Below are 16,014 nucleotides of genomic sequence, written 5' to 3'. Positions count from 1 at the left end.
CCCTCGCAAAATGAGTGACGCTAAAATTAGAAGCGGTAGTGCGAGAAAGCTTTGTTAGCTTCAGCCATACGGTGCACGTCTTCACGCTTCTTAACTGCAGCACCTTTACCTTCGGCAGCGTCCAACAGTTCGCCAGCCAAACGCAGAGCCATAGACTTCTCGCCGCGCTTACGGGCGAAGTCTACCAACCAGCGCATTGCCAGAGCGTTACGACGGGACGGACGAACTTCAACCGGAACCTGGTAAGTAGCACCGCCTACACGGCGCGACTTTACTTCGACCAGCGGAGCGATGGCGTCGAGAGCTTTCTCGAAGATTTCCAGGGGGTCGCTGTTCTTGCGTTCTTTAACCTTTTCCAGCGCGCCATAAACGATACGCTCGGCAACGGCTTTCTTGCCGCTTTCCATCACGTGGTTCATGAACTTGGCCAGGATTTGGCTTCCGTATTTTGGATCGTCAAGCACTTCGCGCTTGGCTGCTACGCGTCTTCTTGGCATGGATAAGCCCTCAAACGGTCTTCAGGTTCGCTCGGAATCGGTGCCCGTTACGGGACGCCTCCGACCTTACTCTTATCGACTCAGAAAAATAGAAATCAGTTTTTTGCAGCAAGCGACCATTACTTCGGACGCTTGGTACCGTACTTCGAACGACCCTGGTTACGACCTTTAACGCCGGAAGTATCCAACGAACCGCGAACGGTGTGGTAACGAACACCTGGCAAGTCTTTTACACGACCGCCGCGGATCAGTACCACGCTGTGCTCTTGCAGGTTGTGGCCTTCACCGCCGATGTACGAGGAAACCTCGAAACCGTTGGTCAGGCGCACACGGCATACTTTACGCAGTGCCGAGTTAGGTTTTTTCGGCGTGGTGGTGTACACACGGGTGCACACGCCACGGCGTTGCGGGCAGTTCTGCAGCGCAGGCACGTCGGATTTCTCGACGATACGCTTACGCGGCTGACGTACCAGCTGGTTGATAGTTGCCATCTACTAGCTCCACTGTTGTCTTGCGACGCTATTGTCTTGCAAGAAAAGCAAAATGGCAGGAACGAATTCCCGCCAAATTTAGGGGTACAAGAGTCTAAAGAGGATCTTGTCCCCAGTCAAGGCAAGGCCCCGACCTCCCCGCCTATCAAACCTCGACAAATTGTCTCGATTCGATGAACGGAGTGACCAGGGCCTCAGCTCATTTACCGCAGAACTCAGTTACCGCTCGAGTTCAGCGCTTCGGTCAGTGCAGCTTCCACTTCACTGGCGCTCACGCGCAACGGCTTGTCTGCATCACGGCGACGCTTACGCTCGCTGTGATAAGCCAGACCGGTACCAGCCGGGATCAGACGACCCACGACCACGTTTTCTTTCAGGCCGCGCAGGTAATCGCGCTTGCCGGTTACCGCCGCTTCGGTCAGTACGCGAGTGGTTTCCTGGAAGGAAGCCGCCGAGATGAACGATTCGGTGGACAACGACGCCTTGGTGATACCCAGCAGAACGCGAGTGAACTTGGAGACAAACTTGTCTTCGCCGCTCAAACGCTCGTTCTCTACCAGAACGTGAGTCAATTCCATCTGGTCGCCCTTGATGAAACTGGAATCGCCGGATTCAGCGATTTCAACTTTACGCAGCATCTGACGCAGGATGGTCTCGATGTGCTTGTCGTTGATCTTCACGCCTTGCAGACGGTAAACGTCCTGGATCTCGTTGACGATGTACTTGGCCAGCGCACTCACACCCAGCAGACGCAGGATGTCGTGTGGATCGCTCGGGCCGTCGGAGATAACTTCGCCGCGGTTTACCTGTTCGCCTTCGAACACGTTCAGGTGACGCCACTTCGGAATCAGCTCTTCATACGGATCGCTACCGTCGTTCGGGGTGATAACCAGACGGCGCTTGCCCTTGGTCTCTTTACCGAACGCGATGGTGCCGCTGACTTCAGCCAGGATCGACGCTTCTTTCGGACGACGAGCTTCGAACAAGTCGGCAACACGCGGCAGACCACCGGTGATGTCACGAGTCTTCGAAGTTTCTTGCGGGATACGCGCGATAACATCACCGATCGCGATCTTCGCACCGTCCGCCACACCGACCAGGGCGTTGGCTGGCAGGAAGTACTGAGCGATAACGTCAGTGCCTGGCAGCAACAGATCCTTGCCGTTGTCATCGACCATCTTCACAGCAGGACGGATATCCTTGCCGGCAGCTGGACGGTCTTTGGCGTCGAGTACTTCAATGTTGGTCATACCGGTCAATTCGTCAGTCTGACGCTTGATCGTGATGCCTTCTTCCATGCCCACGTAGGTCACGGTACCTTTCATTTCGGTAACGATCGGGTGAGTGTGCGGATCCCACTTGGCCACGATTGCGCCAGCGTCGACCTTGTCACCTTCTTTAACCGAAATCACGGCGCCGTACGGCAGCTTGTAGCGCTCGCGCTCACGACCGAAGTCATCAGCGATAGCCAGCTCACCGGAACGGGACACAGCAACCAGGTGACCATCCACTCGCTCAACGTGTTTCAGGTTGTGCAGACGGACGGTACCGCCATTCTTCACCTGAACGCTGTCGGCTGCGGAGGTCCGGCTTGCCGCACCACCGATGTGGAACGTACGCATCGTCAGCTGGGTACCCGGCTCACCGATGGACTGGGCAGCGATAACGCCGACCGCTTCACCGATGTTCACCTGGTGACCACGAGCCAGGTCGCGACCGTAGCACTTGGCGCAGATACCGAAACGGGTTTCGCAGCTGATCGGCGAACGTACGATCACTTCGTCGATGCTGTTGAGTTCGATGAACTCGACCCACTTCTCGTCCACCAGGGTGCCGGCAGGAACGATAACGTCCTCGGTACCTGGCTTGAATACGTCACGGGCGATAACACGACCCAATACGCGCTCACCCAACGGCTCTACTACGTCACCGCCTTCAATGTGCGGAGTCATCAGCAAACCGTGTTCGGTGCCGCAATCGATCTCGGTTACAACCAGGTCTTGCGCCACGTCTACCAGACGACGGGTCAGGTAACCCGAGTTCGCCGTTTTCAACGCGGTATCCGCCAGACCTTTACGAGCACCGTGAGTGGAGATGAAGTACTGGAGTACGCTCAAACCTTCACGGAAGTTCGCAGTAATCGGCGTTTCGATGATGGAACCGTCCGGCTTGGCCATCAGGCCACGCATACCGGCCAGCTGACGAATCTGTGCTGCGGAACCCCGCGCACCCGAGTCGGCCATCATGTACATCGAGTTGAAGGACTCCTGGTCGACTTCGACGCCATGACGGTCGATGACTTTCTCTTTCGAGAGGTTGGCCATCATCGCCTTGGAAACTTCGTCGTTCGCCTTGGACCAAAGGTCGATCACTTTGTTGTACTTCTCGCCCTGGGTTACCAGGCCGGAGGCGTACTGACTTTCGATCTCTTTCACTTCGTCGGTGGCAGCACCGATGATGCGGGCTTTTTCATCCGGGATAACGAAGTCGTTAACGCCGATGGAAACGCCGGAAATGGTCGAATAGGCAAAACCGGTGTACATCAACTGGTCAGCGAAGATCACGGTCTCTTTCAGACCAACCACGCGGTAGCACTGGTTGATGAGCTTGGAAATCGCCTTTTTCTTCATCGGCAGGTTGACGACGTCGTACGACAGACCTTTTGGCACAACCTGGAACAACAGCGCACGGCCGACAGTGGTGTCGACGATACGGGTGTTGGTCACGCTGCCGCCATCACGGTCGTTGACGGTTTCGTTGATCCGCACTTTGACCTTGGCGTGCAGTGCGGCTTCGCCGGCACGGAACACACGGTCAACTTCCTGCAGATCCGCGAACACACGACCTTCGCCCTTGGCGTTGATCGCTTCACGCGTCATGTAGTACAGACCCAATACAACGTCCTGCGACGGAACGATGATTGGCTCACCGTTGGCTGGCGACAGGATGTTGTTGGTCGACATCATCAACGCACGCGCTTCGAGCTGGGCTTCCAGCGTCAGCGGTACGTGCACGGCCATTTGGTCGCCGTCGAAGTCGGCGTTGTACGCGGCGCAGACCAGCGGGTGCAGCTGGATAGCCTTACCTTCGATCAGTACCGGTTCAAACGCCTGGATACCCAGACGGTGAAGGGTCGGTGCACGGTTGAGAAGAACCGGGTGTTCGCGAATCACTTCAGCGAGAACGTCCCAAACCTCTGGCAGTTCGCGCTCGACCATCTTCTTGGCAGCCTTGATGGTGGTCGCCAGACCACGCATTTCCAGCTTGCCGAAAATGAACGGCTTGAACAGCTCGAGAGCCATCTTCTTCGGCAGACCGCACTGGTGCAGACGCAGGGTCGGGCCTACGGTAATTACCGAACGACCGGAGTAGTCAACACGCTTACCGAGCAAGTTCTGACGGAAACGACCCTGCTTACCCTTGATCATGTCAGCCAGGGATTTCAGAGGACGCTTGTTGGAACCGGTGATAGCGCGGCCACGACGACCGTTGTCGAGCAGTGCATCGACAGCTTCCTGCAACATACGCTTTTCGTTGCGCACGATGATGTCCGGAGCGGACAGATCCAGCAGGCGCTTCAAACGGTTGTTACGGTTGATCACTCGACGATACAGATCGTTGAGGTCGGAAGTCGCGAAGCGACCGCCATCCAGCGGGACCAGTGGACGCAGGTCTGGCGGCAGAACCGGCAGAACGGTCAGCACCATCCACTCTGGCAGGTTGCCGGAACCCTGGAAGGCTTCCATCAACTTCAGACGCTTGGACAGCTTCTTGATCTTGGTTTCGGAGTTGGTTTGCGGAATTTCTTCACGCAGACGGCCAATCTCGTGTTCCAGGTCGATAGCGTGCAGCAGTTCGCGGACAGCTTCGGCACCCATGCGGGCATCGAAATCGTCGCCGAACTCTTCCAGCGCTTCGAAGTACTGCTCGTCGTTGAGCAGCTGACCTTTTTCAAGGGTGGTCATGCCTGGATCGATAACGACGTAGCTCTCGAAGTAGAGAACGCGTTCGATATCGCGCAGGGTCATGTCCATCAGCAAGCCGATACGCGACGGCAGCGATTTCAGGAACCAGATGTGGGCAACTGGCGAGGCCAGTTCGATGTGCGCCATGCGCTCACGACGAACTTTTGCCAGCGCGACTTCAACGCCGCACTTCTCGCAGATCACACCACGGTGCTTCAAGCGCTTGTACTTACCGCACAGGCACTCGTAATCCTTTACCGGGCCAAAGATCTTGGCGCAGAACAGGCCGTCACGCTCGGGTTTGAACGTACGGTAGTTGATGGTTTCCGGCTTTTTAACTTCACCGAACGACCACGAACGGATCATCTCAGGCGATGCCAATCCGATACGGATGGCGTCGAACTCTTCGACTTGACCCTGGTTTTTCAGCAAATTCAGTAGGTCTTTCAAGGCCTTTCCTCCTGGCGGAGCAGAGAGCGGGCAGTGCTGCCCCGCTCTCGATTCGCGTCACGTGTTATTCGGTTTCCAGATCGATATCGATGCCGAGGGAACGAATTTCCTTGATCAACACGTTGAAGGACTCGGGCATGCCCGGCTCCATACGGTGATCGCCATCCACGATGTTCTTGTACATCTTGGTACGGCCGTTCACATCGTCCGACTTCACTGTGAGCATTTCTTGCAGAGTGTAAGCGGCACCGTATGCTTCCAGTGCCCAGACCTCCATCTCCCCGAAACGCTGACCACCGAACTGCGCCTTACCACCCAGCGGCTGCTGGGTAACCAGGCTGTACGAACCGGTAGAACGCGCGTGCATCTTGTCGTCTACCAAGTGGTTCAGCTTCAGCATGTACATGTAGCCAACGGTAACCGGGCGCTCGAACTTGTTGCCGGTACGGCCGTCGGTCAGCTGCATCTGGCCGCTTTCTGGCAGGTCTGCCAGTTTCAGCATGGCCTTGATTTCGCTTTCCTTGGCGCCGTCGAACACTGGAGTGGCCATTGGAACGCCGCCACGCAGGTTTTGAGCCAGGTCCAGGATTTCCTGGTCCGAGAAGTCATCGAGGCTTTCCTGACGACCGCCGATCTCGTTGTAGATCTCGTGCAGGAACTTGCGCAGCTCGGCAACTTTACGCTGCTCTTCAACCATGCGGTTGATCTTCTCGCCCAGACCCTTGGCCGCGAGGCCCAGGTGGGTTTCAAGGATCTGACCGACGTTCATACGCGAAGGTACGCCCAACGGGTTGAGGACGACGTCGACCGGGGTGCCATTGGCATCGTGCGGCATGTCTTCAACCGGCATGATCACGGAGACCACACCCTTGTTACCGTGACGACCGGCCATCTTGTCGCCCGGCTGGATGCGACGACGGATTGCCAGGTAGACCTTGACGATTTTCAGCACGCCTGGAGCCAGGTCATCGCCCTGCTGCAGTTTGCGCTTCTTGTCTTCGAACTTGTCGTCCAGCAGACGGCGACGATCAACGATGTAGGCCTGGGCCTTCTCGAGCTGTTCGTTCAGAGCATCTTCAGCCATGCGCAGTTTGAACCACTGGCCGTGCTCAAGACCGTCGAGAACTTCGTCGGTGATGTCCTGGCCTTTCTTCAAGCCGGCGCCGCCTTCGGCTTTGTGGCCGACCAGTGCGGAACGCAGACGTTCGAAAGTAGCGCCTTCGACGATACGGAACTCTTCGTTGAGGTCCTTGCGGATCTCGTCCAGCTGGGACTTCTCGATCGACAGGGCACGAGCATCACGCTCAACGCCGTCGCGGGTGAAGACCTGTACGTCGATGACAGTACCTTTGGTACCGGTAGGTACGCGCAGGGAGGTGTCTTTAACGTCGCTGGCTTTTTCACCGAAGATCGCACGCAGCAGTTTTTCTTCCGGAGTCAGTTGGGTCTCGCCTTTCGGAGTGACCTTACCGACCAGGATGTCGCCTGCGCCAACTTCAGCACCTACGTAAACGATACCGGCTTCGTCCAGCTTGTTCAGTGCAGCTTCACCCACGTTCGGGATGTCCGCAGTGATTTCCTCTGGGCCAAGCTTGGTGTCACGGGCCACACAGGTCAGTTCCTGGATGTGGATCGTGGTGAAACGGTCTTCCTGAACAACGCGTTCCGACAGGCAGATGGAGTCTTCGAAGTTGAAGCCGTTCCATGCCATGAAGGCGATGCGCATGTTCTGACCCAGTGCCAGTTCACCCATGTCGGTGGACGGACCGTCGGCCATGATGTCGCTACGCTGAACCCGATCACCTTTACGCACCAGCGGACGCTGGTTGATGCAGGTGTTCTGGTTGGAGCGGGTGTACTTGGTCAGGTTGTAGATGTCGACACCGGCTTCACCGGTTTCAACTTCGTCATCGGCAACACGAACCACGATACGGCTGGCGTCGACGGAGTCGATCACGCCGCCACGACGAGCCACGACGCAAACGCCGGAGTCACGGGCTACGTTACGCTCCATGCCGGTACCTACCAGCGGCTTGTCAGCGCGCAGGGTCGGTACAGCTTGACGCTGCATGTTCGAACCCATCAACGCACGGTTGGCGTCGTCGTGCTCGAGGAACGGGATCAGCGACGCTGCAACAGAAACTACCTGCTTGGGCGATACGTCCATCAAGGTGACGTCTTCCGGCGCCTTGACGGTGAACTCGTTCAGGTGACGAACAGCTACCAGCTCGTCGATCAGGACTTTCTTGTCGTTCATCGTGGCCGAAGCCTGGGCGATCACGTGATCGGCTTCTTCGATGGCGGACAGGAACACGATCTCGTCGGTGACCAGGGCGTCTTTCACCACACGGTACGGGCTCTCGAGGAAACCGTACTGGTTGGTGCGCGCATAGGCGGCCAGGGAGTTGATCAGACCGATGTTCGGACCTTCCGGCGTTTCGATCGGGCAAACACGACCGTAGTGCGTCGGGTGAACGTCACGAACTTCAAAGCCGGCACGCTCACGCGTCAGACCGCCAGGGCCGAGTGCAGAAACACGACGCTTGTGGGTGATCTCGGACAGCGGGTTGTTCTGGTCCATGAACTGCGACAGCTGGCTGGAACCGAAGAACTCTTTCACCGCCGCAGCCACTGGCTTGGCGTTGATCAGGTCTTGCGGCATCAGGCCTTCGCTTTCTGCCATCGACAGACGCTCTTTGACCGCACGCTCAACACGTACCAGGCCAACGCGGAACTGGTTCTCGGCCATTTCGCCTACGCAGCGAACACGACGGTTACCCAGGTGGTCGATGTCATCGACGATGCCTTTACCGTTACGGATGTCGACCAGGGTCTTCAGTACCGCGACGATGTCTTCCTTGCACAGCACGCCCGAACCTTCGATCTCGGTACGACCGATACGACGGTTGAACTTCATCCGGCCGACCGCAGACAGGTCGTAGCGCTCAGGGCTGAAGAACAGGTTGTTGAACAGAGTCTCGGCAGCGTCTTTGGTTGGCGGCTCGCCAGGACGCATCATGCGATAGATCTCGACCAGCGCTTCCAGTTGGTTGCTGGTGGAGTCGATCTTCAGCGTGTCGGAGACGAACGGACCGCAGTCGATATCGTTGGTGTACAGAGTTTCGATGCGAACAACGCCGGCCTTGGCGATTTTCGCCAGGATCTCGGTGTTCAGCTCGGTGTTGCACTCTGCCAGGATTTCGCCGGTTGCCGGATGCACGATGACCTTGGCGGTTGTGCGACCCAGGACGTAGTCCAGAGGCACATCCAGCTCTTTGATCCCGGCTTTTTCCAGCTGGTTGATGTGGCGAGCAGTGATACGACGACCTTGCTCGACAATAACCTTGCCTTTGTCGTCCTGGATATCGAGGACAGCGATTTCACCGCGCAGGCGCTGAGGCACCAGCTCCAGGCTCAGGGTCTCGCCCTTAACGTGGAATACGTTGGTGGTGTAGAACGCGTCCAGCACTTCTTCAGTGGTATAGCCGAGCGCGCGCAGCAGTACCGATGCAGGCAGCTTGCGACGACGGTCGATACGCACGAACACGCAGTCTTTCGGGTCGAACTCGAAGTCCAGCCACGAACCGCGGTAAGGAATGATGCGCGCGGAGTACAGCAGTTTACCGGAGCTGTGCGTCTTGCCACGGTCGTGGTCGAAGAACACGCCAGGGGAACGGTGCAGCTGGGAAACGATTACACGCTCGGTACCGTTGATTACGAAGGTACCGTTCTCAGTCATCAGGGGGATTTCACCCATGTAGACTTCTTGCTCTTTGATGTCCTTGATCGCTTTGTTCGACGATTCTTTGTCGAAAATGATCAGGCGCACTTTTACCCGTAAAGGTACGGCGTAAGTTACACCGCGCAATACGCATTCTTTGACATCAAATGCCGGTTCGCCCAGGCGATAACCGACGTACTCCAGCGCAGCATTGCCGGAGTAGCTGATGATCGGGAAAACGGATTTGAAGGCCGCATGCAGGCCCACGTCGCGGAACTGATCTTTAGTCGCTCCCGCTTGCAAGAATTCACGATACGAATCCAGCTGGATGGCCAGGAGGTACGGCACATCCATGACGTCCGGCAACTTGCTAAAGTCCTTGCGGATACGTTTTTTCTCAGTATATGAGTAAGCCATCAGCGTTCCCCAGCTTGGTCACCTGCTTGTTTGGCCCCTCCCGACGGGAGCAGCCAGAAAATCGTGCAAACCCCATGGTTTGCGCCACCGCATCGGGTGGTTACAGCTCGTTACCGGCACCGACCCAGTCGGCTGCCAATAACGGAAAAAGGCCGGTGGCAAGAGCCACCAGCCATCAGCCTGTCGCTTAACGCTCGGGCTGGAGACGCAAAGTCGATGCTTACTTCAGCTCGACTTTAGCGCCTGCTTCTTCCAGAGTTGCTTTGGCTTTGTCAGCTGCGTCTTTGGCAACAGCTTCCAGAACCATGGCAGGAGCGCCGTCAACTACAGCCTTGGCTTCTTTCAGGCCCAGACCGGTCAGTTCACGTACTGCCTTGATCACGTTAACTTTCTTCTCGCCAGCTTCGGTCAGCATGACGTTGAATTCAGTTTGCTCTTCAACAACGGCGGCAGCAGCAGCTGGACCTGCCGAAGCAGCAGCAGCGGTAACACCGAATTTTTCTTCGAAAGCTTTGATCAGCTCAACAACTTCCATTACGGACATGTTGCCAACTGCTTCAAGGATATCGTTCTGAGAGATAGACATGAATCTAATTCCTGATATTGGGGACGGCCTACGCGACCATCGAAAAAAACAAAAAACGCGAGAAGTTGACGAGCCTTAGGCTGCAGCAGCTTCTTTCTGGTCGCGAATTGCCGCCAGAGTACGAGCCAATTTGCTGGTAGCGCCTTGAATCACGCTCATCAGCTGAGAAATTGCTTCGTCACGGGTCGGCAGAGTTGCCAGTACGTCGATTTGGTTAGCTGCGAGGAACTTGCCCTCGAACGCAGCTGCCTTGATCTCGAACTTGTCCTGACCCTTTGCGAACTCTTTGAAGATCCGGGCAGCAGCGCCTGGATGTTCCTTGGAGAAGGCAATCAGGGTAGGGCCAGTGAACACGTCGTTGAGGACACTGAATTCAGTGTCAGCAACAGCGCGCTTGAGCAGGGTGTTACGTACAACACGTACGTAAACGCCAGCTTCACGAGCCTCTTTACGGAGTCCGGTCATCGCGCCTACTGTTACGCCACGGGCATCAGCCACGACAGCGGACAGAGCGACTTTGGCAGCCTCGTTGACTTCAGCGACGATGGCCTTCTTGTCTTCGAGTTTAATTGCCACGGGTTTAACTCCTGCTTGTTACCGTTTCATCTGGTCGAAACCGGATGTCGTTTTGGTGTCTGATTCGGTAAGGAACCGGGAGCACCATCTGCGTAGGCTTGTGGTTTAAGACTTGCGTCGCCTACGGTCTTGGATAGCCCCCGCCAGGCAGGGACCCCAATTTTTCAATTGGCGTGATCACTCGCGCCAATCTGTGTCTTACGCGTCCAGCGAGCTCTGGTCGATAACCAGACCTGGGCCCATAGTGGTGCTCAGGGTAACGCGCTTGACGTAGATGCCTTTCGAGGAAGCTGGCTTGATACGCTTCAGATCAGCGATCAGGGCTTCAACGTTTTCCTTCAGCTTGACGGCGTCGAAGCCGATCTTGCCAACGGAAGTGTGGATGATGCCGTTTTTGTCGGTGCGATAACGAACCTGACCAGCCTTGGCGTTTTTAACCGCGGTAGCTACGTCTGGAGTTACGGTGCCGACTTTCGGGTTAGGCATCAGACCACGTGGACCGAGGATCTGACCCAGTTGACCTACAACGCGCATGGCATCCGGGGATGCGATCACTACGTCATAGTTCAGGTCGCCGCCTTTCATTTCGGCAGCCAGGTCGTCCATGCCTACACGGTCAGCGCCGGCAGCCAGAGCGGCTTCAGCAGCTGGCCCCTGGGTGAACACAGCAACGCGAACGGTCTTGCCAGTGCCGTGTGGCAGCACAGTAGCGCTACGAACGACCTGGTCGGATTTACGCGGGTCAACACCCAGGTTTACAGCAACGTCGAACGACTCGCTGAACTTGACAGTCGACAGCTCAGCCAGCAGAGCAGCGGCGTCTACAAAGTTGTAGGCCTTGCCTGCTTCGATTTTGCCGGCGATAGCCTTTTGACGCTTGGTCAGCTTAGCCATTACACACCCTCCACGTTAAGGCCCATGCTACGAGCAGAACCGGCGATAGTACGCACGGCTGCTTCCATATCAGCTGCAGTCAGATCCGCGTTTTTGGTTTTCGCGATTTCTTCCAGCTGAGCACGGGTTACAGTGCCAACCTTAACGGTGTTCGGACGAGCGGAACCGCTGGTCAGACCGGCCGCCTTCTTCAGCAGAACCGAAGCAGGGGTGGATTTGGTTTCGAACGTGAAGCTACGGTCGCTGTAGACAGTGATGATCACTGGAGTCGGCAGACCTGGCTCAAGACCCTGAGTACGGGCGTTGAAAGCCTTGCAGAATTCCATGATGTTCACGCCGTGCTGACCCAGAGCAGGACCAACAGGTGGGCTTGGGTTAGCCTGAGCGGCCTTCACTTGCAGCTTGATGTAAGCGGTAATCTTCTTGGCCATGAGGCACTCCAATTACGGGTTCAAACGCCTCGAAAGGCTCCCCGGTTACTTGCGCGTTTATCCCAGTGACGACAAAACCCCACAGCCTAAGGCTGCGGGGTTGGGATGCTTGTTCAGTTAGACCTTTTCGACCTGACTGAACTCCAACTCTACCGGGGTAGAGCGTCCGAAAATGAGCACCGCGACCTGGATCCGGCTCTTTTCGTAGTTGACTTCTTCGACCGTGCCGGTGAAATCGGCAAACGGACCGTCATTGACGCGCACCGACTCGCCCGGCTCGAACAACGTCTTCGGCTTAGGCTTGTCGCTACCATCGGCGACGCGACGCAGAATCGCTTCTGCCTCTTTATCCGTGATCGGTGCCGGCTTATCGGCAGTACCGCCGATGAAGCCCATCACACGAGGAGTATCCTTGACCAAGTGCCAAGTACCCTCGTTCATATCCATCTGGACCAGCACATAGCCAGGGAAGAACTTACGTTCGCTCTTGCGCTTCTGGCCATTACGCATTTCAACCACTTCTTCAGTGGGAACCAGAATTTCGCCGAAGCCATCTTCCATGCCAGCCAGCTTCACGCGCTCGATCAGCGAGCGCATAACATGCTTCTCGTAACCGGAGTAAGCATGCACAACGTACCAACGCTTAGCCACGGGACACCCTTAGCCGACAATCAAGGAAACAAGCCAGCCGAGCAGGGAATCAAGCCCCCACAACAGCAACGCCATAACCAGGACAACAGCCACAACGATCAACGTGGTCTGCGTGGTTTCTTGGCGAGTTGGCCATACGACTTTACGAATCTCGGTGCGCGCTTCCTTAACCAGTACAAAGAAAGACTTGCCCTTGACCGTCTGCAGGCCTACAAAGGCAGCTACAGCAGCGATCACAAGCAAAGCGAGCACGCGGTACAGGATTGGCGAAGCAGAGTAATACTGATTGCCAACAACGCCAACAGCCACCAAAGCGACTACTACTAGCCACTTGAGCAGATCTAAGCGCGAGCCTTGAGCTTCAGCTTTAGGAGTCATCTATGAAGATCCTGTGAAAAGAAAGCCAGACACACCGAGTGAATCTGGCAGGTCAGGAGGGAATCGAACCCCCAACCTACGGTTTTGGAGACCGTCGCTCTGCCAATTGAGCTACTGACCTAAAACAAAATCAGGCCGACCATTATGCAGGCCCGAAAAAGACTTTACAACACTTACTCAATGACCTTTGCACTCCACCAGCACCTGGGACTCAAACCGCCCTCAAGCACAACGAAACACAACCAGGCCATTAAAACAAAGGCAGATATTTTCATATCTGCCTTGTTATATGGAGCTCTTGAGCGGATTTGAACCGCTGACCTCACCCTTACCAAGGGTGTGCTCTACCAACTGAGCTACAAGAGCGTAACACTGTGCAAAACCTGCAAACGTGGAGCGGGTAGCGGGAATCGAACCCGCATCATCAGCTTGGAAGGCTGAGGTTCTACCACTAAACTATACCCGCGAGGCTTGCAGCTCTCGCTAAAAATGGTGGAGGGGGAAGGATTCGAACCTTCGAAGTCGTAGACGTCAGATTTACAGTCTGATCCCTTTGGCCGCTCGGGAACCCCTCCTAAGCGAGCCGGCATTCTACATCATGCCAGCCTTCTGTCAAGCATTTTTCTCATTAAAATCCTGAGCTTATCTGCGTTGACCTCGCTTCACCTCGTTGACCGCTTTAGGTCTTCGCTGTGGAGCGGGCGCCATTCTATGCAAACTATTCGGTGGGTGCAACCCCCCCACACAGCATTATTTTATGTTTTAACTCATTGAATTCTCTAGAAAGGTTTATCAGCTGCAGGTCATCCAGCCAGCGCTTGCTTTCAGGGGCCACTCGGACCCAGTACGCAGGGGGTTCAGCGGCACTGGGCGGCAGCGACTGATACTTCACGCCCATGCCGGTCAACCTGCGTTCAAGCGCTTGCTCGACCTCCTGGCGAGTAAAACCACCCAGATATAGGCACTCCGCCTCTGCCTGCGCCACCTGCCCTTTATCCTTGGCCTTGTCCGTCGCCTCGCTCAAGAGACGAATGTCCTGCTGGGAGCCGCGATACAAGCTCAGGGGCGTCACATCCTTGGCTCGCAGGGGGGCCTCCTGTTGATGCCAGACGTAATAGAACACATTGAGAACGAGCAGCAGCAGAAACAACCAACGCATAAAGACCTCAGGACAAAGGGCATGCCATCGCCAAGCCGACGAACACCAGGTCGGGAACCACCCGAGCCTCAGGCACGATCTCGCTGACCAGCGTCGCATCGCCACCAGTGAGGAATACCGTAAAACTCTCCCCCCAATAACCACGCGCCATCTCCAGCTGCGTCAGAACGAACCCCCGAAGCATCAGCAGGCAGCCGCGCTCAACCGCCTCGACCGTTGTACGACCTGGAACAAGCCGCTCCAAGGCGCGCTCAGCCGCCAGATCTCCATAACGAATCTTGCGGGTGTGGGTGCGCAGCTGGTTTCGCATCAATGGCATCCCAGGGCATATGAACCCTCCGAGATGCTCTCCATTCCCGGAAACAAAGTCCGCAGTCACCGCCGTACCAAAATCAAGTACAAGGCAGGCGCCAGACGCCAGATGAAAACCTCCCAGCAGCGCCAGCCAGCGATCAAGGCCCAGTCGTTCGAATTCCTCATAGCCGTTGCGAACACCGGCCATTGCCTCTGTGGGGGCTGCACAGACCACTGAAATGTCGAAGGTCGCCTTCAGCCGGGCAATCAAGTCACCGGTTTCTTCGGCCGTCCTGACACTCACCAGGCGACAGAACTTCAGGGCAAGGCCTTGAATCTCTTTCACACCCTCAAGCAATGCCAGGTCGGAATCGACGACACCCTCTCCCACGACCTGACGGGCATTCGCCTCGAGGACGCGCCACTTGATGAAACTGTTTCCGCAGTCGAGCTCAAGAATCATGACGCAACCTCAGACTTAGCTCACCACCACTGAAGACTTTTTCCACATCACCCACCTTCAAGCGCAGCGCACCCTGACCATCGATGCCCAGCACTTCGCCATCTATTTGGTTTGCACCCGCAATCAACGACACCGCACGCCCCTGCCACAGGTGATGCTGCTCCCACTCAGCCTGGATTGCCGAAAAGCCATCCGCCTGATGGCGAGCCAGGTACTTCTGCAGCATTTCCCCCAGCTGCGCGACCAGGCGATTGCGATCAAACGCCCTGCCCGACTCCAGGCGCATGGACGTCCATTGCTGGTCGACTTCATCGGTCATCTGCATGTTTACATTAATCCCGACACCCAGCACCACGTGACAGACGTCGGCAGGGTCCCCCACCAACTCAAGCAGGATGCCGGCGATCTTCTTCTGCCCCACCAGCACATCGTTGGGCCATTTCAAGCCCACACCGGGAATACCAAGCTCGCGCAAGGCCTGCATGACGGCGAGCCCCACGACAAGGCTCAAGCCTTCCAGCTGGCGCATGCCCCCCTCGATCCGCAAGACCAGGCTGTAGTAGATATTCTCTGCGAATGGACTGACCCATTTTCGCCCTCGCCGCCCGCGGCCCGCAGTCTGCCGCTCGGCAAGCACAACAAAAGGCGCAACCTGGTGCCGCTCGATGGCGCGCAAGGCTTCGGCATTGGTGGAATCAAGAGAGTCGAAGACCAGAACTGGCCATTTGCAAGAGGGAGCCAGTCGCTCTACCTCCACGGGATCAAGCAGAGTCAACGGCGCAGCCAGTTGATAGCCGCGTCCTCGAACCTTATGAATGGACAACCCCAGCTCAGCCTCAAGATGCTGAAGCTGCTTCCACACAGCACTGCGACTGATACCCAGGGCAGCGCCCAGCGCCTCGCCCGAATGGAATCGGCCATCTTTAAGAAGCTCTAACAACGTCAGCATGCAGGTCTCGCCTCACAATGAGGCCCGCATGATAGCCACGCCCTGAGCCCTTGCATAGAAACCCGGGGTGACAGATTTTCCTGCGGACAAAA

At 56.5% G+C, this 16,014-nt stretch carries 13 protein-coding genes and 4 tRNA genes; all 17 read right to left on the bottom strand.

What is annotated here, in order from left to right; genetic code table 11:
• Positions 1–26: 26 nt before the first annotated feature.
• Positions 27–497, bottom strand: a complete 471-nt coding sequence (gene rpsG / locus ACM6I6_RS29140) for a 30S ribosomal protein S7 (protein WP_002555493.1) — start codon at positions 495–497, stop codon at positions 27–29.
• Between the two features lie 119 nt (positions 498–616).
• Positions 617–988 (bottom strand): 30S ribosomal protein S12, encoded by a 372-nt coding sequence (gene rpsL / locus ACM6I6_RS29135; RefSeq protein ID WP_003186084.1) that lies wholly within the window; start codon positions 986–988, stop codon positions 617–619.
• A gap of 215 nt (positions 989–1,203) precedes the next feature.
• Positions 1,204–5,403: a DNA-directed RNA polymerase subunit beta' gene (rpoC, locus tag ACM6I6_RS29130; RefSeq protein ID WP_008065703.1), complete on the bottom strand. Its 4,200-nt coding sequence runs from the start codon at positions 5,401–5,403 to the stop codon at positions 1,204–1,206.
• Positions 5,404–5,467: 64 nt separating this feature from the next.
• Positions 5,468–9,541, bottom strand: a complete 4,074-nt coding sequence (gene rpoB, locus ACM6I6_RS29125; protein ID WP_008018199.1) for a DNA-directed RNA polymerase subunit beta — start codon at positions 9,539–9,541, stop codon at positions 5,468–5,470.
• A gap of 220 nt (positions 9,542–9,761) precedes the next feature.
• A complete protein-coding gene (gene rplL / locus ACM6I6_RS29120; protein ID WP_034148078.1) occupies positions 9,762–10,127 on the bottom strand; it encodes a 50S ribosomal protein L7/L12 in 366 nt (121 codons plus the stop codon).
• A gap of 75 nt (positions 10,128–10,202) precedes the next feature.
• Positions 10,203–10,703, bottom strand: coding sequence for a 50S ribosomal protein L10 (gene rplJ / locus ACM6I6_RS29115; protein ID WP_007970413.1), 501 nt, complete (start codon positions 10,701–10,703; stop codon positions 10,203–10,205).
• Positions 10,704–10,901: 198 nt separating this feature from the next.
• On the bottom strand, positions 10,902–11,597 hold the full coding sequence (rplA, locus tag ACM6I6_RS29110; protein WP_003186095.1) for a 50S ribosomal protein L1: 696 nt from the start codon (positions 11,595–11,597) through the stop codon (positions 10,902–10,904).
• Positions 11,597–12,028: a 50S ribosomal protein L11 gene (rplK, locus tag ACM6I6_RS29105; RefSeq protein ID WP_007933726.1), complete on the bottom strand. Its 432-nt coding sequence runs from the start codon at positions 12,026–12,028 to the stop codon at positions 11,597–11,599. Before rplK ends, rplA begins: the two co-directional genes overlap by 1 nt.
• Positions 12,029–12,145: 117 nt before the next feature.
• Complete coding sequence (nusG, locus tag ACM6I6_RS29100) at positions 12,146–12,679, bottom strand: transcription termination/antitermination protein NusG (RefSeq protein WP_007933727.1); 534 nt, start codon at positions 12,677–12,679, stop codon at positions 12,146–12,148.
• Positions 12,680–12,688: 9 nt separating this feature from the next.
• On the bottom strand, positions 12,689–13,057 hold the full coding sequence (gene secE / locus ACM6I6_RS29095; protein ID WP_274074388.1) for a preprotein translocase subunit SecE: 369 nt from the start codon (positions 13,055–13,057) through the stop codon (positions 12,689–12,691).
• Between the two features lie 45 nt (positions 13,058–13,102).
• Positions 13,103–13,178, bottom strand: a tRNA-Trp gene (locus tag ACM6I6_RS29090).
• Between the two features lie 169 nt (positions 13,179–13,347).
• Positions 13,348–13,423: transfer RNA gene (locus ACM6I6_RS29085), tRNA-Thr, on the bottom strand.
• A 26-nt stretch (positions 13,424–13,449) separates the two neighbouring features.
• A tRNA-Gly gene (locus tag ACM6I6_RS29080) sits at positions 13,450–13,523 on the bottom strand.
• A gap of 24 nt (positions 13,524–13,547) precedes the next feature.
• Positions 13,548–13,632, bottom strand: a tRNA-Tyr gene (locus ACM6I6_RS29075).
• Positions 13,633–13,775: 143 nt separating this feature from the next.
• Positions 13,776–14,216: a hypothetical protein gene (locus ACM6I6_RS29070; RefSeq protein ID WP_274074387.1), complete on the bottom strand. Its 441-nt coding sequence runs from the start codon at positions 14,214–14,216 to the stop codon at positions 13,776–13,778.
• Between the two features lie 7 nt (positions 14,217–14,223).
• Complete coding sequence (locus ACM6I6_RS29065) at positions 14,224–14,973, bottom strand: pantothenate kinase (protein ID WP_323607742.1); 750 nt, start codon at positions 14,971–14,973, stop codon at positions 14,224–14,226.
• A complete protein-coding gene (gene birA / locus ACM6I6_RS29060) occupies positions 14,963–15,922 on the bottom strand; it encodes a bifunctional biotin--[acetyl-CoA-carboxylase] ligase/biotin operon repressor BirA (protein ID WP_274074385.1) in 960 nt (319 codons plus the stop codon). Before birA ends, ACM6I6_RS29065 begins: the two co-directional genes overlap by 11 nt.
• Between the last annotated feature and the right edge of the window lie 92 nt (positions 15,923–16,014).

The organism is Pseudomonas sp. IT-P218 (genome assembly GCF_949767605.1).
Classification (GTDB): Bacteria; Pseudomonadota; Gammaproteobacteria; order Pseudomonadales; family Pseudomonadaceae; genus Aquipseudomonas; species Aquipseudomonas putida_AE.
Note: the sequence above shows the minus strand (reverse complement) of the source record. Positions and strands in the feature narration are given on the sequence as shown.